The following is a 16,952-nucleotide window of genomic DNA, read 5'->3' as shown; positions in this document are numbered from 1 at the left end:
CGTATTATTGGTGCTATCCGTTAGGCTAGAAGATACTTCCTCAAATAGTTTTTGTCCCTTTTTTGAATAGGCTCAAAGTAAATCTTCTTGGTAAACGTGCCATCGCCGTTGTAGTAAACCTTTGTATTCTCAGTTCTTTCCTCTATGATTTCCCCTGGCTTGAGATCACGTTTCAGAGCTTCCGGCACCTTTGGCGGCCCCTCTTTTGGCGCCACACGGTCAACCCCTGATCGGATCGTTTCGGCAAGCCCCTTTGTCGGGACGCTTGACATCACTAAAGCCCATACGATCATCCAAACCAACCATCGTCGCAAACGAATGTTTCTCATATGCTCTCCTTCCCGATTTCCATTACTTTTACAATCAAATTGTATCTTTCCTCCTCCCTGCCATCCATCATTTTCGACAGACAAAGTTCGACATGGTTTTTCATTTTCTTCGGAAGCTTTTGCGAGTAAACCAATTTGTATGTGAAATGGAGAAAGAGTCCTAAACGAAGATTGCCAGTGGTTGCTTGCGATGGTGATCTTGATCACTTAGCGAAAGGCTGTAAATGATCGTTTTATTTGAACACCAAGCTACCCGCTTTCCGTGAAAATCCCGTCGGCAAGCGGTGATTTTCATCCCCGGGTCGAGGGCAAACTTGTCCATGGACCTTTCTTGGCGCTTTTTCTAGGTTTCGGTTATGATGAGGGTAAAACGAACGAAAGGGGGATCAGCATGTACGATAAACATTTATACGTCTTTGACGGCAACACCCCGCGCGAAGCGGTCATCCGCAACTATACGACAGACGACTTTGCTGATCTCATCCGCGTGCAGCAAGAAAGTTTAGAAGACGAAGAATCGCTCAACCATGCCGTGTTAATGGAATGGCGCAACCCGTTTAAGCAAACATAAGGAAAAATTTGCAACCCTGAAAAGAAAGGAATCGCCGGCAGCGGCCGCGAATAAGAAAAGGAGACTATCGACAGAAAGGAATCGCGATCGATGAGGACGATTTCCTACAGCGATCCGCTCGCTCCTTTGCTCATTCGCAACGAACTGTTTTCCTTGCTGCCAGCGCACATTTCCCGTTTGACCGTCGTTTGCATCGGCAGCAACCGCATCAACGGCGACAGCTTAGGGCCGTTCGTCGGCACGCTGCTGGAAAACGCTTATCCGGATCATTTGACCGTCATCGGTACACTTAGGAAGCCTGTCGATGCAACGAACATCCATCGTGTTTCCGAGCGGCTGCAACACGAGCGCGGAGCGTATGTGGTGGCAATCGACAGCATTGTCGGGCCGCAGCCGTTTGTCCATACGATCGCCATCCGCCCTGGCGCCCTTTCCCCTGGCACGGCGCTCGGCAAATCGCTGCCACCGGTCGGAGACATCAGCGTCATGGGAGTCATGATGGAGGACACGGCCGATGTAAGCGCGCTTCCGTATACGAATTTGCACATAGTTTACCAAATGGCGAAAGTTATCGCTATCGGCCTTTCGCTTACGGTCCGGCAGCGGTATGGCTATGAATCGTCGACGCCGCTGTTGGCATAACGCAAAACGAAAAAAGCGCGGCGAACGTAAACGTCGCCGCGCTTTCATTCAGGCAAGTGAAAATGTTCGTTTGACAAACGACACGACTTCCTCAGCCGTGCCGAGCGACAACACCGTCTCTTTGATGCGAGCCGCCTCTTCTTTCGACAATTGTTTCAACTGAGCGCGCGCCGGCAAAATCGAGGTGGCGCTCATGCTGAACTCATCAAGGCCAAGGGCAAGCAAAATCGGAATCGCGATCGGGTCGCCGGCCATTTCTCCGCACATCCCGACCCATTTTCCTTCGCGATGGGCGGCATCGATCACGTGGCTGATGAGCCGCAAAATCGCCGGGTTGTACGGCTGGTACAAATACGCAACCCGCTCATTCATCCGATCGGCCGCCATCGTATATTGGATCAGGTCGTTCGTTCCAATGCTGAAGAAATCGACTTCTTTCGCAAACTGGTCCGCCATGACGGCAGCTGCCGGGATTTCCACCATCATGCCGACTTCAATTCCATCCGCAACGGCAACCCCTTGGCGGAGGAGCGCCTCTTTTTCTTCAAGCAAAATGGCTTTCGCTTGGCGGAATTCATCGAGCGTCGCAATCATCGGGAACATGATTTTCAAATTGCCGTACACACTCGCCCGCAACAAGGCGCGCAGCTGCGTCCGAAACATGTCTTGCATCTCAAGGCAAAGGCGGATCGCCCGGAACCCTAAGAACGGATTCATTTCTTTCGGCAGCTGCAAATACGGCAGCTCTTTGTCGCCGCCAATGTCAAGCGTCCGCACAACGACCGGCTTGCCATTCATTTGTTCCAGCACCGTTTTGTAAGCCACAAACTGTTCGTCTTCCGTCGGCAGTTCCGAGCGTCCCATGTATAGAAATTCTGTGCGATACAATCCGATTCCTTCCGCTCCGTTCGCCAACGCTCCTTTCACATCGTCTGGCGTGCCGATGTTGGCAGCCAGCTCGACATGAATGCCGTCAGCCGTCACGGTCGCCTCGTGAACGAGTTTCGCCCATTCTGCCTTTTGCGCCTCATAGCGGGCCCGTTTTTGTTCATATTGGGCGAGCAACTCCGGCGATGGATTGATGATTACTTGGCCGTCGAGCCCATCGACAATGACGATGTCGCCGTTTTTTACTTCCGCCGTCACCGTCTTCGTGCCGACGACGGCAGGGATTTCGAGCGAACGGGCCATAATTGCTGAATGCGACGTCCGCCCGCCGATGTCGGTGGCAAATCCTTTCACATATTGGCGGTTCAGCTGCGCCGTATCGGATGGCGTCAAGTCTTCCGCGATGATCACGACTTCCTCAGAAATGAGGCTCGGGTTCGAGATTGTGACGCCAAGCAGATGGGCGAGGACGCGCTTTGTCACATCGCGGATGTCAGCGGCCCGTTCTTTCATATATTCATTGTCCATCGCCTCGAACATCGAGATGAAAAACGAGGCGGTTTCATCGAGAGCGTACTCGGCATTGACGCGCTCCGTTTGGATTTTTTCTTTAATCGGGTTCAACAATTCTGGGTCGTCAAGCACAAGCAAGTGGGCGGCAAAAATGGCCGCTTTATCTTCGCCAAGCTTTTCCAAGGCATGCTGCTTGATGGCTTCCAGCTCTTCTTTCGCTTTCGCCACCGCCGCCTCAAGCCGCGCTACTTCCGCTTCAACATCGGCAACAGCCCGTTTTTCGGCTGCCAAATCAGGGGTTTCTAAGCGGTATGCCTTCGCGATGGCAATACCGCTCGATGCAGCAATCCCATGGATCGTTTTTTCACGGATTGCGTTTCCCATTATTCTGCAAGACCTTCTTTCGCCAACGTATCCGTTAACGCCGCCATTGCTTCCGCCGCATCGGCCCCTTCTGCCGTGATTTTGATCGTTGCCCCTTTCGGAATGCCTAACGACATGACGCCCATGATCGATTTCAAGTTCACCGTTTTGCCGTTGTACTCAAGCTGGATTTCGCTGTTGAATTTGCTCGCCGTTTGCACCAAAATCGTCGCCGGACGAGCGTGGATGCCGGAATCAGAAACGACTTTAAACGTTTTTTCTGCCATGTTCATCATTCCCCTTTTCTTCAATTTTTTCTTTGCCATCATATCAAATGCAGGGGCGGGAAGGCAACGGAAAATGCTTGTCCCCGCCCCGCGGCGAATAAGCAGCTTAGCGGATCGTCACAACAGCGTCTTCTCCTCGAGCAACTGAGCCTTGCTTGTTGACGTGAACCGTTTCGCCGGCTTGGAGATTCGTGAAAATCACCGGTGTGACGATCGATGGGGCGTTCTGTTTGACATAATCAAGGTCGACGCGCAAAATCGGCTGTCCTTTTTTCACTTCGTCGCCTTCCTTCACAAGCGCTTCAAACCCTTGGCCGTTCAGCTTCACCGTATCGATGCCGACGTGGATCAAAATTTCATGCCCGCCGGCCGACTGAATGCCAATGGCGTGCTTCGTCGGAAAGACGTTGATGATCTTCCCATCAACCGGAGAGACGACCGTGCCGTCCGTCGGCATGACTGCGAACCCATCGCCCATCATTTTTTGCGAAAACACTTGGTCCGGCACTTCAGCGAGCGGAACGATTTCTCCGGACATCGGCGAAGCGATCGTTTCGGACTCCGCGGCTTCCGAAGCCGCTGTTTTCGGCATTTCTTCTTCCGCCGCACGGGCCGGCGCTTTTCCTTGCATGATGTCTTGAATTTGCCCTTTTAATATATCCGATTTCGGACCGAAAATCGCTTGCACGTTGTTGCCGACTTCCAGCACCCCGGCAGCGCCAAGCGCCTTCAGGCGGTCTTTATCGACTTGGCCAATGTCATGGACCGACACGCGCAAACGTGTAATGCAGGCGTCCAAATGTTCGATGTTTTCCTTTCCGCCAAGAGCAGCGAGCACTTCATACGGCAGGTCGCCAGCAGCGGCCGCCTCGGCTTTCGGTGCTTCCTCGACCGTTTTTTCCCGGCCCGGCGTCGCCAAATCCCATTTGCGGATCGCAAAGCGGAACCCGAAATAATAAATCACGGCAAACACCAAGCCGACCGGAATGACGAGCCACCATGCCGTTCGGTTTGGCAGAACGCCAAACAGCAAGAAGTCAATGACCCCGCCGGAGAACGTCATCCCGATTTTGACGTTCAACAAGTGCATGATCATAAACGACAAGCCGGCAAAAACGCAGTGAATGGCAAACAGCACCGGAGCGACAAACAAGAACGAAAATTCGATCGGTTCGGTAATCCCAGTCAAAAACGATGTCAACGCAGCCGATCCCATAATGCCGGCCACAACTTTTTTGTTTTCTGGCCGCGCTTCATGGTAGATGGCAAGCGCCGCTGCCGGAAGGCCGAACATCATAAACGGAAACTTCCCGGTCATGAACGTGCCGGCCGTCAGTTCCACGCCGTCTTTCAGCTGCTCGAAAAAGATTTTTTGGTCGCCATGGACCACTTGCCCGGCTTTATTGACGTATTCGCCAAATTCAAACCAAAACGGTGCATAGAAAATATGATGCAAGCCAAACGGAATCAACGCCCGTTCGATGACGCCGAAAATAAAGGCGGCCAACGGTTTGTTCGCATCGATCATATTGTGCGAAAACGCATTGAGCCCGTGCTGAATCGGCGGCCAGATGAATGTCATGATAATGCCAAGCACGACCGCAGACGCCGCCGTCACGATCGGCACGAACCGCTTGCCGGCAAAAAAGCCGAGATATTGAGGCAGTTCAATATTGAAGTATTTGTTGTACATGTAGGCGGCCAAAATCCCGACGATAATCCCCCCAAAGACGCCGGTTTGCAGCGTCGGGATGCCGAGAATGTTGGCATACGACGGGTCAGCGCCGACCATATCGGCCGTTACACCTAAGATGACGCTCATCGTCACGTTCATAATCAAGTAGCCGATGATCGCCGCCAAGCCTGCGACTCCGTCCCCGCCGGCAAGGCCGATCGCTACGCCGACCGCAAACAAGAGCGACAAGTTGGAGAAGACGATGCCGCCCGCTTGCTCCATCACGTTGGAGACGAGCACGACCCAATCGGCTTTTAATGCGGGAATTTTATCCGTGAGCGCCGGGTTTTTCAACGCATTGCCAAACGCCAGCAAAATCCCGGCCGCCGGCAAAATCGCCACCGGCAACATGAGCGCTTTCCCGACTTTTTGCAGCGTGCCAAACGCTCGCTTCATCTTCATAACCTCCTTTAGGTTCCTTTTCTTAAGTTTTGCAGCAAACAGCCGATTCATGTATCGAAAATGGAGCGGACGCTTCCGAGGGGCATCGGCGCAATAAAAAAGGCATGACTAAAGAGAGGCAAAAAGAACGCTTACAACAGCGCGCATACATTCGCAACTGTTGCCGCCTTATTTGCCCTCTTTACTCATGCCTGATCGAGTCAGTAACACGTAAAGCGAGACAACCTATGCAGTTGTATTGTTCTTTTTCTCCGCCAGCCGTTGCAAATGCAACGTCAAATAGACCGCCTCGGCATCGTCCGCCGGCAGATGAAGCGTTTGCTGCATGACCTTAACCAACTTCCATGCTAGATTATAGCACAATGGATACGCTTCCTTCAAGATTTTCGACAAATTTTTTGGTTCTTCGACTTTTTCACCTTTTTTCATCCGCTCAATCGCATAGCGCAAATGGCGGACGAAACGCAAATAATGAACGCTCTCGCGGTCGATGTCAACGCCAAGCTGTTGCTCGACGATCTTGACAAGGTCAGCAATGAGCTGGGAATATCGATTCGCTTCCGACACGCTTCGTTTCGAAATCGCGCTATGAATATGAAGAGCAATAAAGCCTGTCTCCCCTTCAGGCAGGGAGACTCCGAGCTTTTGTTCAATCGTGCGGGCCACTTCATGGGCAATTTCATATTCCAACGGATACAAGCTTTTCGTCTCAGCCAAAAACGGGTTTTTGACGTCCAATCCTTGTTCAAGCCGCTTTAATGTAAAGGCGATATGGTCCGTCAGCGCCACATGGATGTGCTCGTCGAGCGGTGCGCCCACGCGTTGCTGAATATGTTGAACCACCTCGCTCATGAGGGCGATGAATTCTTCGCTCAATTCCGGAAGCAGCTTTTTGTATTGCTCTTGTTCGCGTTCGTTTTTGAGGACGAAACATTTTTCCACGGCACTTTCCGCAATTTCATCCCCCTTTTTTTTGCCGAAGCCGATCCCCTTGCCGAGCAGGACGACTTCGCCATACGCCGGATGGGAAGCGATTAACACGTTATTGTTGAGCGTTTTTTCGACGCGAAACGGCTGTTCCATCAGGCTCCCTCCTTTCCGCACCCATCGTCTGCCGCTAGTCTATGCAGACTACATTATAAACCGGACGGGCCATCGCTCTCAATGACGTTTTTTGGATGGGGAGATGCTCTTCTCGACATACTAATAAGAGGGCTGGGAGGGAGGAAAGGTTTTGCGGGCATACGGCAAGCGGAGCGAAACGGGCCGAAAGGAGGGGATCGCATGTCGAACAAAGGGAGACAAAACAAGGTGAGCCAAGAAACAGCCAACCCGACCGTCTCCAAGGCGGAGGCAGAAATGGCCAAAGACAGCGTGGATACGGCCAAACAAGCGAAAAAGAACCGCTCGTAGCGACAGCGAGGCTGCCCTTTCTTGGGGACAGCCCCGCTGTTTTGCCGCTATAGCGCCGGCCATCGGCCCGGCCGCCCACTTCGACGGCGACTAGGCCGTCCGGCGCACCGGATGAAGACGGCTGAAAATCATCTTCAATAACGGCGGCGTCACAACAGTCGTTACCAATACGACGATGATCATGACCGCAAACATGTCTCCATCAAGCAGGCCGGCTTCCAAGCCGATGCCGGCGATGATGAGCGCCACCTCACCGCGCGACACCATGCCAGCGCCGACCGCCAGCGAGCTTCCCCACGAAAATCCGGCCCATTTTGCCCCCAGCGCGGCGCCGACAAGCTTTGTCAAAATCGCGAGCGCACTCCAACCGACAATCAGCGGCCAATGCTCGACGATGCCGGAAAAGTCGGCCGCAACCCCGATGGAGGTAAAAAAGACAGGGACAAACAAAGAATAGGCGATCGTTTCCATTTTCTCAAATACTTCTTCCCGATAGTCCGTAAAACTCGCGCCAAGCCCGGCCATATAGGCGCCGATGATCGCCGCCACTCCCGTCGCTTCAGCGAAGTAAGCAAACGCAAAGCAAATGATCAAACCAGCTGACACAACCGTTTCCGTCACACGCAGCGGGGCAAACCACTTTAGCACGAGCGGGATGGCTTTCCAAGCGAGCAAAATGGCAACGGCAAAAAAGATGACTTTTTTCAGCACAACCGCTCCGAGGTCAACGTCACCGCCCGTCAAGCTCAATAAAAACGCCAGCGCGATGACAACCAACACATCGTCGATCACCGCTGCGCCGAGAATCGCAGATCCTTCCTTCGATTGCAGCTGTCCCATCTCTTTGAGCGCCTGCACGGAAATGCTGACGCTCGTTGCGGACAGCAAAAGTCCGAGGAAAAGAGCTGTGCCGGTTTCCATGCCGAACGCTGCGCTAGCCGCATACCCGGCGAGCAGCGGAACGAGAATGCCGAGCACTCCGACCGCCACAGCAGCTTTTCCAGTGCGCCGAAACTGGTCCATATCCGTCTCAAGGCCGGCGATAAACATAAGCAAAATGACGCCGATTTGGCTTAACTCCTGCAAAAGGTCGGTATCCTCGATCACACCGAGCACGCTCGGACCAAGCACAATGCCGATGAGCAGCTTGCCGAGCACGGCGGGCTGGCCAAGGCGCACGGCAAGATCGCCGGCAAGTTTGGCGGCGAACAAAATGACTGCCAGTTGGGCGATGAACACACCATCACATCCTTTTCCCATTATCCCTCCCCAAACTACGTTTATCATGTGCAATAGGTTTCATTTTTAACGGATTTCCGAAAGAAGTCTCCCACTTCAAGCAAAGCTAAGTCGGAATCGTTCCCTGCACGATCGGCAGTTTCGACCCTAAACAACTGAAAGAGAAATTTTACGAACCAAAACGCGCTGTGCACCGACAGGGCCTATGATGATCCGCAAAGCATCGGCCTCTGCCTGCCATGCAACTCGGCTGCCTATCAGCCATCGATTGAGCCGTTAGCCCAAAAAAAAAAACAGACATCCTCGCTCTGCGTGGACGCCTGTTGTTATGACAGCGCATTTTGCCGGCCGTTTGCGGCTTTGACGCCGCCGGACGGAAACGTCAAATGAACAGTCGTTCCCTTCCCAACCTCGCTTTCGATCCGCATCGTTCCTTTATGTTCTTGAACGATTTTCATGCTTGTCGTCAGCCCGAGCCCCATTCCTTTTTCTTTCAAAGTGAAAAACGGTTCACCGATTTTCTGCAGCCGCTCTTTCGAAATGCCGACGCCGGTGTCGGCAACATCGACATAGATCTTCCCGTCCGCTTCCGCAACGTGGACGTATAAAATTCCGCCATCAGGCATCGCTTCGATGGCATTTTTCATAACGTTCAACAACACTTGAACAATTTGGTTTTGATCGCCGTACACACAAGCTTTCGGAGCGGTGTTATGGACGGAAATGGAAACGTTGTTCAACGTCGCCTCATGGCCAATCAAGCTGATGACATACGAAATGGCCTCGTCTAGCAAAAACGGCCGATAATCGTGGCTTTGCGGCTTGGCGAGCACCAGCAGCTCGCTCACAATTTGGTTGATGCGGCCGAGTTCACTTAACATAATGCGCATATAATGATCATTCACTTCGCGCGTTTCTTGCATCATCTGAATAAATCCTTTCATGGAGGTGAGCGGATTGCGGATTTCATGGGCAATGCCGGCGGCCAGCTCGCCAAGGACGGACAGCTTTTCTTTTTTCAAGAGCAGCTCCTCGGCAAGCTTTTGCTGGGTAATGTCGCGGCCGATCGTCAGCAGCCCTTTGCGCGCTCCGTTTTCGTCAAAGAGCGGCACTTTAATGACGTCAAACGTCTTCACTTCCCCATCCGGCGTCGCAAACGACTCCTCGCGGCGGGTGACCGTTCCGCTTTTCCATGCTTCGCGGTCCGATTCGATGCACTGCTCGAAAGCGTCCTTAAAAAACGGCACCAGCTCGCCAAGTTCACGATCGGTTTTCCCGACATAGTCGATACGCTCGAGATGATAAAGCCGCTGTCCGAAATCGTTGACGCGCAGCCATCGACCCTCGCTGTCTTTAAAGCAAACGAAATCGGGCATCGAATTGATGAGCGTAAGCAACTGTTGTTCATTTTCTTCGATCTTTTCCAGCTGCTCGCGTTTTTTTAACAGCTGGTACAAAAAAATAGCCGAGAGCAAAATAAACACGGCCCCTTTGGCGGCGCCAAGCGCCATATATACAGCGCGGCTGATCGACAGCATATTGAGCAGGGTGTCGGTGGCGGCAATCCATAAAATGCTGCCTATGATATATACTGCGATTACCTTTGTTTTGTTGACCACGTTGTCATCGAACCCCTAACATGCAAAGTCGCTGGCGGCCACGGTCGCCCTCTAGGCTACATTTCCCGCGCCCAGCCGAGCAACCGCACGGCCAAGAGGGCGGCGCGCTCATGGTCAAGCCGCTTTTTTAGCGATGCCTCAAGCCGCTCGGCCACCGCCTCCGCCTCTTCCTCATAGGCGAACGAAAATGACCACTCAAGCGCCGGAATGGCAATCACGATATATTCTTCTTTTCGATTTTCGTAAATGTAGACATTAGCCGGAGCTTGTCCGTCCATCACCGGCGTTTTGCGGATTTTCATTTTTCCGTCCCACCTTTTCCTTTCAAGCCGTCCCCATTTTGTTTATTTTAACAAACGCCCGCTCCCTACTCAATATAAATCATTTTCCTTGTCATTCCCCCGTCGATGACCAAATTGACCCCGGTGATAAAATCGTTTTCCTCATCGCATAAATACAGACAAGCGCGGGCGATATCGTCCGGTTTGCCGACGCGGCCGGCCGGGTGCTGCCGGTGGTCAATGTCTCGCAGTTGCCCATAATCGCCCGTTTCAATCCAACCGGGGCTGATGCAATTGACGCGAATGCGATCATCCGCAAACGACACCGCCAGCGCATGGGTCAAAGCGACAAGGCCGCCTTTCGATGCAGCGTACGCCTCGGAATTCGGCTCGGACATGAGCGCCCTTGTCGAGGCAATGTTGACGATGGCTCCGCCTTTTGCATTGCGGCGCATATATTTCGCTGCTTCTCGAGAAGCAAAAAAAGCGCTGCGCAAATTCGTTGACAGCACGTCATCCCACTCCTCAACCGTCAGCTCATACGGCGACTTCCAGCGTGAGACGCCAGCATTGTTGATCAAATAGTCAATGCGGCCGAAGCGGCCGGCAGCTTCTTGTACAAACCGTTCAATATCGTCCACCTTCCGCACATCCGCTGCCACAAAGATCGCCTGGAACCCGTCCGACTGCAATTGCGCGGCGAACGCTTCACCGTTTTGAATATCGCGGTCGATGATCACGACGTTCGCTCCCTGTTTTGCGAATGCTCTAGCGATCGCCTTGCCGATCCCATTCGCTCCACCGGTGACAATGGCTGTTTTCTGTTCCATGCTCATGTGCAATCTCTTCTCCCTTCCTTTGCTCCGTTTGCTTTCGGGTGGGATCCAACTGAAAACGGTAGGCTTTATGCATGACCTGTCTCCCACGATAAGGAACATTTGTTCTATTCATGACCATTTTATACCTTTCGTTCTTTTGGTGCAAGAGGAAGGTGGATGAGGAAAGATACCGATTCATCCCCACTTGCGCTCATGCATGGAAGTAAGGATTTTCTCGGCCCGAGATGTGAAAAAGACCGCCATTCGGCGGTCTTTTTTGGCATCTTACCGATAGGGGCCATACGAGATTGGAAAGCCAGGCGCATACGGGGTTCCTCCGCCATAATATGGAGGCAGCGGCGCGGCAGGATAGCCATAGCCATACGGCATCACCGGGGCATACGGCTGCGGCGCCATCGGTGGATAGTACAGCGGCGCATATGGATGTGCGCCAGGAACGAAACTTGGTGTTGCACCAGCAGCCATTCCAGACAGCGTGCCAGGAACGGCCACGGGAGCCGCGCTGCCAGCCGGGGGAACGTTTTCTGCATACGGAGCTGTCATGCCATATGGAATAGCGGCGTCATGAGGCGTCATCGGCGGCGTGTTTTCTTTCCCACCCATCGACCAAACGGAAGCATGGGCCATATTCGGCATGGCTCCTAAACCGAGCGGCGGCGCCGGCAGCATCATATCGGAGCTGTCCGGACTGTCTGGACTGTCAAGATGGACCGGACTGACAAGCGGCGCTGGCGGCGCAACCGGTGGACACCAATAGCCATAAGGCGCGGCCGGCGGATAATACGCCATCGGCATCACTTGAGTCGGCATCGCTTCGTTTGGCGTCGTTGCCGATAGCGGAGCCATCGGCGGCACATTATTCTCCATCCACCCGGCTTCATTGTCATGGCCGGAAGAGGTTGAAAACGGACCATTCATATACGGTTCCCAATGATTCATTGTTCTCTCCCTTTCTTGCTTATATTCTTGGGGCGCGTACCCACCCATATTGTATGTCGGAACAAGCAAAGGGTGTTTGCCCGGCCAAAATATAGGTATTTAACCCAACAGGCGTCTGTGATACGATAAATAACGGTGACGATGCCGAATCAACGCTTGGGGGGACATGCGATGGATGAAGCACTGGCGGCCAAGCAAATCGATGAATTGCGCAACGGAATCATCTCCGAACTGTTGGTGAAAAAAGAGGACTTCCCTGTTTTTCGTGCCGTGCTTGTCAAACAGCCCGACTTCAAACGATTTCGCGGCATCGCCCAGCGCGGCGGTCATGTTATTTACCACTATATGGATGCTCCGCGCAACTAAAAGCCCCTCTTCCCATGGCTTCACACCCGGCTTTCCGTCCTGGAAGCCGGGTGTTTTTGCTCACGGAGAATTTTCCATCCCTCTCTATGAAACTAGTCATTTCAATGCCTCGCGCGTTTTTTCCATCATTTCGATAATGACTCATCGCGTGATCCTTGTTACTCTAGTAGCGAGTTTGCAAGACAAAAGGAGGGATGTGGATGAAACAAGCAAAAGCATGGGTGACGGCTATGTTGTGCGGCATATTTTTCTTTGCCGGCCATGCCGATGCGGCGACAATCCACACCGTCAAGCGCGGCGACACGCTTTGGAAAATCGCGAAACAATACGGTGTGCCGCTGAAACAACTGCAGCAGACAAATCGCAAAGGCGATTGGCTATATCCTGGTGAAAAACTCGTCATCCCTGATGCCGGCATCACGGCGGCAGAGAAAGATTTGCTCGCTCGCCTCGTCCATGCCGAGGCGAAAGGGGAACCGTACGCCGGGAAAGTGGCCGTGGCAACGGTCGTGCTCAACCGCGTCGACCATCCGGATTTTCCGGATACGATCCGCGCCGTCATTTATGAGCGCTCTGGCGGCCATTATGCATTCACGCCGGTCGCAAACGGATCGATCAACGAACCGGCCGACCGTGAATCATACCGCGCCGTTGAAGAAGCACTTGCTTTTCGCGGTTTAGGAAACGGCTCGCTCTATTTCTATAATCCGAAAACGGCGAAAAGCAAATGGCTGCGCTCGCGCCCAGTGACCGTCGTCATCGGCAACCACGTCTTCGCCAAGTAAAAGAAGGATAGGCTGCCTCAAAAGACCGTTTTCTCCTAAGCGAGGCGCCATATATGGTCTTTTGAGCATATTGGATGCATATATGCATCCATAAGGAAGGTGCCCAAACTCTTTTTCAGGGCACCTTTATTTTAGGAAATAAATCTCTTTACTTGCGCATAAAAATAAGGCACACTAGTAAAAAAGCGCCTAATCCCCGCCAATCGGGGAGCGGCGACGGAATCAGGCAAGCCTCGATTCCCGCGGCCGTTCGCTTGAGCGGTCCATCCATCATTTTGATTAAAGGAGAATGATGATGATCAAAAAAGCGAAAGTCGGAGATATTATCGAATTTAAAAATGGGCTACGCGGCATTGTGGAGAAGGTGAATGAAAACTCCGTCATCGTGGATTTAACGTATATGGAAAACTACCGTGAACTCGATTTGCAAGAACGGACAGTTGTCAATCATAAAAACTATAAGATCATCGAATAAAAAAGAGGCCGCCAAGAGCCTCTTTTTTGTTTACGAAATGCGGGCGAGTTCATCACATTCATAGATATGGACGCCGCTCGTTGCTGACGCCGCCCGGTAAAACATCGCCAAAGCAAGCTGATGGGCATCAACCGGCTTATACTTTTTCCATTTGCCGACGAACAAAAACGGCAACCGGCATAACAACCACCCGGCAAGCGTCTCGCCAAGGCGGAACTCCCGACGCTTGCCGACAAGCAGCGACGGGCGAAAAATATGGAGCGATGGGATGGAAAGCCGCTGCAACGCCTCTTCCGTTTCCCCTTTGACGCGCTGGTAAAAAAACGGCGAACACGGGTTGGCGCCAACCGAAGAGACGGTCAAAAAGCTTTTCACGCGGCACTTTTCCGCCAGCGCCGCCGCGCGCAGCGTATATTCATAATCGACTTGAATGAACCGTTGCTTTGTTTTCGCCTTTTTGCGCGTCGTCCCAAGGCAGCAAAACACATCGTCCACATAAAAATATCGTTTGTACGATTCAAGCCGCGCAAAATCGACGACGACTTGCTGCAGCTTTTCATGTTCCACCGGCAGCGGCGTGCGGACAAAAATGGTCACTTGCCGGTACAAATCCGACTCAAGCAGCAACTTGAGCAGCTCTCCGCCGACCAAGCCGCTCGCCCCAAGCAAAAGAGCTGTTCTTCGCTCCAACGCCAAAACCTCCAAGGCAAACATTCATTGTCCATTATATAGGAGTTGGAGCGAAAAAACTACCTCTTTTTTCATCTCTAGCGGTTGTCGACTTTTTCTGGATACAAGTCGTGGTTGAGCAGCCGGTATTCCGCTATTTTTTCGTATTTTGTCCCCGGGCGCCCCCAATTGCAGTACGGATCGATGGAAATGCCGCCGCGCGGGGTGAATTTGCCCCACACTTCGATATAGCGCGGTTCCATGACTTTAATCAAATCGTTCATAATGATGTTGACGCAGTCTTCGTGAAAGTCGCCATGATTGCGGAAGCTGAACAAATACAGCTTCAACGATTTGCTTTCGACGCATTTTTTGTCCGGGATGTAGCTGATGTAAATCGTCGCGAAGTCCGGCTGCCCGGTTTTGGGACATAGCGAGGTGAACTCCGGACAATTGAACTTCACGAAATAATCCCGGTCAGGATGTTTGTTGTCAAACACTTCAAGAAGATTGGGGTTGTACGTAAACGAATACGTTGTCCCTTGATTGCCAAGCAGCGTCAAGTCTTTCAATTCTTCCTCTTTTCTTCCTGCCATTCCTTCATTCCTCCCTCATTATTCATTGCCGGGCGAATCGCCGCACCCCGCTTTACACGCCGCGCTTGTTTCCCCAAAGAAGCGTGTGCAGCTGCGGCAGGATGTGGACGTCTGCCAGCTCTTCCGAATCGGCGGCTTGTTCCACGAGCCATTCCAACCGACTGAGAAGCTTCGCGCGGAGTGCATCCACATCCGAATCGGCCACATCGGCGTTTCCTGTCTGCAAATAAAACGGAACACCTGGGTAGCGGCAGTGCACCTCTTTCGCATACGCCAAATCGGCGTCATCAAAGACGACGACTTTCAAGCTGATGCGCCGCACCCGGCTTTGGTCAGCCTGCAGCCGTTCCATGATTTGATCGAGCGCCGACCAGTCGGTGTCCATCCCCGAGCTTGGCGGCTTCGGGGAAAGGGTGACATCGTCAATGTCAAGCAGCCAATCCTGCCAACGGCTCCCTTGCGTTTCAACCGCAACCCGCATCCCTTTTTCATGAAGAAGCGCGATGAGCTCCCCAAGAGCCGCAATCAGAAGCGGGTTGCCGCCTGAAATCGTCACGTGGCGGAAGCGGCGGCCGCCCATGGCTTCAAGCCGCCGCCAAATGTCGTCTGCCGTCAACTGCTCGATCTCGTCTTTCGCTGATCCGTCCCACGTAAACGCCGAATCGCACCAGCGGCAGCGATAATCGCAGCCGGCTGTGCGGACGAACATCGTCTTTTGGCCGATCACCATTCCCTCTCCTTGGATGGTCGGACCAAAAATCTCTAGCACCGGAATCGTGCGCGCCATTACCGCTCCCCCGCTTTCGGCCGGTAGACGACATAACTTGTCGGCGTTTCGCGGACAAACACTTGCAAACATGTCGGCTTGTGCGGCAGCGTATCCAAATAGCGCTGAATCGTTTCATAAATCGTGCGCGCCACCACTTCCGTCGTCGGAAACCGATTCGGGTCATGACCGTCAAACCAATCGCTATGGTCATTGAGCAACGTATGATCCAGCTTTCCATGCACAAGCTGTTTGATCGTTTGAAAATTGACCAAAAATCCGCTTTCATCGAGCTCATCGCCAGCAATCGTCACATTGACGATGTACGTGTGGCCGTGCACGTTGGCGCAGCTCCCGGCCGCTTCGTGCGGGATGAAATGGGCGGCGGCGATGTGCATATCTTTGTTCAGCTCATAGCGGTAAGGGTGCATCACTTGCGGATAAAGCTGGTGCATCATGGCCGCTCCACCCCCGCTTTTTCCCGCAAATATTCATCCAACCCGCGCTTGCGCAGCAAGCATGCCGGACATTCGCCGCAGCCGTCGGCGATGATGCCGTTATAGCACGTCAGCGTCTTCGTGCGAATGAACTCGAGCGCCCCGAGCTCATCCGCGAGCTTCCACGTCTCCGCTTTCGTCAGCCACATGAGCGGCGTATGAATGACAAATTCGTAATCCATCGCTAAATTCAGCGTGACGTTCAATGATTTGATAAACACATCGCGGCAGTCCGGATAGCCGCTGAAATCTGTTTCGCACACTCCGGTGACGAGATGGCGCGCGCCCCGCTGTTTGGCAAACACCGCGGCGAATGATAAAAACAACAAATTGCGCCCGTCCACAAATGTCGTCGGCAGCTCGCCTTCCTTTTGTTCAATGGCGATGTCCCGGCGCGTTAGGGCGTTCGGCGCCAATTGCCCAAGCAGCGACATATCGAGCACCGTATGACGAACGCCAAGCTCAGCGGCAATTGCCTGAGCGACTTCAATTTCGCGGCGATGACGCTGCCCATAGTCAAACGTCACCGTTTCCACTTCACCAAACTGTTTTTTCGCCCAAAACAAACACGTCGTGCTGTCTTGGCCGCCGCTGAAGACAACGACCGCCTTTTCTTCATTCATCTTCATCATGATCAACCTCCTTCTGAATCAGCAGCAGAAGAGGTTTCCAAAACAAAAAAGGCCATACCCCTAGGATACAGCCGTCCCTAGTTTTTTATAGAGGGTTTTGCTAGAA

Annotated in this window: 21 protein-coding genes; 6 read left to right on the top strand and 15 right to left on the bottom strand. The window is 52.9% G+C overall.

What is annotated here, in order from left to right:
• Positions 1-20: 20 nt before the first annotated feature.
• A complete protein-coding gene (locus GHH_RS04630; RefSeq protein WP_015374288.1) occupies positions 21-329 on the bottom strand; it encodes a hypothetical protein in 309 nt (102 codons plus the stop codon).
• A 391-nt stretch (positions 330-720) separates the two neighbouring features.
• On the opposite strand from GHH_RS04630, the gene GHH_RS04625 reads away from it, so the two are divergent.
• Both GHH_RS04625 and yyaC read left to right on the top strand, forming a co-directional pair.
• Positions 721-900 (top strand): hypothetical protein, encoded by a 180-nt coding sequence (locus GHH_RS04625; RefSeq protein WP_015374287.1) that lies wholly within the window; start codon positions 721-723, stop codon positions 898-900.
• A gap of 90 nt (positions 901-990) precedes the next feature.
• The gene (gene yyaC / locus GHH_RS04620) at positions 991-1,542 is read left to right on the top strand and encodes a spore protease YyaC (RefSeq protein WP_015374286.1); all 552 of its coding nucleotides are present in this window, start codon (positions 991-993) and stop codon (positions 1,540-1,542) included.
• A gap of 48 nt (positions 1,543-1,590) precedes the next feature.
• Here yyaC and ptsP read toward each other — a convergent pair whose 3' ends face one another.
• The 4 genes from ptsP to glcT all read right to left on the bottom strand — a co-directional run bounded on the left by ptsP (position 1,591) and on the right by glcT (position 6,813).
• A complete protein-coding gene (gene ptsP, locus GHH_RS04615) occupies positions 1,591-3,327 on the bottom strand; it encodes a phosphoenolpyruvate--protein phosphotransferase (protein WP_015374285.1) in 1,737 nt (578 codons plus the stop codon).
• Complete coding sequence (locus GHH_RS04610; RefSeq protein WP_011230496.1) at positions 3,327-3,593, bottom strand: phosphocarrier protein HPr; 267 nt, start codon at positions 3,591-3,593, stop codon at positions 3,327-3,329. Before GHH_RS04610 ends, ptsP begins: the two co-directional genes overlap by 1 nt.
• A 106-nt stretch (positions 3,594-3,699) precedes the next feature.
• Entirely contained in the window at positions 3,700-5,724 is a 2,025-nt protein-coding gene (gene ptsG, locus GHH_RS04605; protein ID WP_015374284.1) for a glucose-specific PTS transporter subunit IIBC, read from the bottom strand.
• Positions 5,725-5,955: 231 nt separating this feature from the next.
• Entirely contained in the window at positions 5,956-6,813 is an 858-nt protein-coding gene (glcT, locus tag GHH_RS04600; RefSeq protein ID WP_015374283.1) for a glucose PTS transporter transcription antiterminator GlcT, read from the bottom strand.
• Positions 6,814-7,014: 201 nt separating this feature from the next.
• On the opposite strand from glcT, the gene GHH_RS19620 reads away from it, so the two are divergent.
• Positions 7,015-7,143: a hypothetical protein gene (locus tag GHH_RS19620; protein ID WP_015374282.1), complete on the top strand. Its 129-nt coding sequence runs from the start codon at positions 7,015-7,017 to the stop codon at positions 7,141-7,143.
• 90 nt (positions 7,144-7,233) lie between these two features.
• Here the strand turns inward: GHH_RS19620 and GHH_RS04595 are convergent, their stop codons facing one another.
• The 5 genes from GHH_RS04595 to GHH_RS04575 form a co-directional block, all read right to left on the bottom strand.
• Positions 7,234-8,403: a cation:proton antiporter gene (locus tag GHH_RS04595; RefSeq protein WP_015374281.1), complete on the bottom strand. Its 1,170-nt coding sequence runs from the start codon at positions 8,401-8,403 to the stop codon at positions 7,234-7,236.
• A 305-nt stretch (positions 8,404-8,708) separates the two neighbouring features.
• Positions 8,709-10,001, bottom strand: coding sequence for an ATP-binding protein (locus tag GHH_RS04590; RefSeq protein ID WP_015374280.1), 1,293 nt, complete (start codon positions 9,999-10,001; stop codon positions 8,709-8,711).
• Between the two features lie 56 nt (positions 10,002-10,057).
• Positions 10,058-10,303 (bottom strand): YueH family protein, encoded by a 246-nt coding sequence (locus GHH_RS04585; protein WP_011230486.1) that lies wholly within the window; start codon positions 10,301-10,303, stop codon positions 10,058-10,060.
• 65 nt (positions 10,304-10,368) lie between these two features.
• Positions 10,369-11,118, bottom strand: a complete 750-nt coding sequence (locus GHH_RS04580; protein WP_015374279.1) for an SDR family NAD(P)-dependent oxidoreductase — start codon at positions 11,116-11,118, stop codon at positions 10,369-10,371.
• A gap of 267 nt (positions 11,119-11,385) precedes the next feature.
• A complete protein-coding gene (locus GHH_RS04575; protein WP_015374278.1) occupies positions 11,386-12,060 on the bottom strand; it encodes a hypothetical protein in 675 nt (224 codons plus the stop codon).
• 171 nt (positions 12,061-12,231) lie between these two features.
• Here GHH_RS04575 and GHH_RS04570 point away from each other — a divergent pair, with 171 nt between their 5' ends.
• The 3 genes from GHH_RS04570 to GHH_RS04560 all read left to right on the top strand — a co-directional run bounded on the left by GHH_RS04570 (position 12,232) and on the right by GHH_RS04560 (position 13,686).
• A complete protein-coding gene (locus GHH_RS04570) occupies positions 12,232-12,426 on the top strand; it encodes a hypothetical protein (protein WP_015374277.1) in 195 nt (64 codons plus the stop codon).
• Positions 12,427-12,626: 200 nt separating this feature from the next.
• Positions 12,627-13,211, top strand: a complete 585-nt coding sequence (locus GHH_RS04565) for a cell wall hydrolase (RefSeq protein WP_013145941.1) — start codon at positions 12,627-12,629, stop codon at positions 13,209-13,211.
• 295 nt (positions 13,212-13,506) lie between these two features.
• The gene (locus tag GHH_RS04560; RefSeq protein ID WP_013145942.1) at positions 13,507-13,686 is read left to right on the top strand and encodes a DUF2187 family protein; all 180 of its coding nucleotides are present in this window, start codon (positions 13,507-13,509) and stop codon (positions 13,684-13,686) included.
• Between the two features lie 30 nt (positions 13,687-13,716).
• Here the strand turns inward: GHH_RS04560 and GHH_RS04555 are convergent, their stop codons facing one another.
• From GHH_RS04555 to queC, 5 genes are read right to left on the bottom strand one after another with little or no spacing between them, the layout of a single operon-like run.
• On the bottom strand, positions 13,717-14,400 hold the full coding sequence (locus GHH_RS04555; protein WP_015374276.1) for an NAD(P)H-binding protein: 684 nt from the start codon (positions 14,398-14,400) through the stop codon (positions 13,717-13,719).
• Positions 14,401-14,453: 53 nt separating this feature from the next.
• Positions 14,454-14,951 (bottom strand): preQ(1) synthase, encoded by a 498-nt coding sequence (gene queF / locus GHH_RS04550; RefSeq protein WP_015374275.1) that lies wholly within the window; start codon positions 14,949-14,951, stop codon positions 14,454-14,456.
• A 52-nt stretch (positions 14,952-15,003) separates the two neighbouring features.
• The gene (gene queE / locus GHH_RS04545; RefSeq protein ID WP_015374274.1) at positions 15,004-15,738 is read right to left on the bottom strand and encodes a 7-carboxy-7-deazaguanine synthase QueE; all 735 of its coding nucleotides are present in this window, start codon (positions 15,736-15,738) and stop codon (positions 15,004-15,006) included.
• On the bottom strand, positions 15,738-16,175 hold the full coding sequence (queD, locus tag GHH_RS04540) for a 6-carboxytetrahydropterin synthase QueD (protein WP_015374273.1): 438 nt from the start codon (positions 16,173-16,175) through the stop codon (positions 15,738-15,740). The genes queE and queD overlap by 1 nt, the downstream gene beginning before the upstream one ends.
• The gene (gene queC, locus GHH_RS04535; RefSeq protein ID WP_015374272.1) at positions 16,172-16,843 is read right to left on the bottom strand and encodes a 7-cyano-7-deazaguanine synthase QueC; all 672 of its coding nucleotides are present in this window, start codon (positions 16,841-16,843) and stop codon (positions 16,172-16,174) included. Before queC ends, queD begins: the two co-directional genes overlap by 4 nt.
• Between the last annotated feature and the right edge of the window lie 109 nt (positions 16,844-16,952).

The sequence above is a fragment of the Geobacillus sp. GHH01 genome (assembly GCF_000336445.1).
Taxonomy (GTDB): domain Bacteria; phylum Bacillota; class Bacilli; order Bacillales; family Anoxybacillaceae; genus Geobacillus; species Geobacillus zalihae.
Note: the sequence above shows the minus strand (reverse complement) of the source record. Positions and strands in the feature narration are given on the sequence as shown.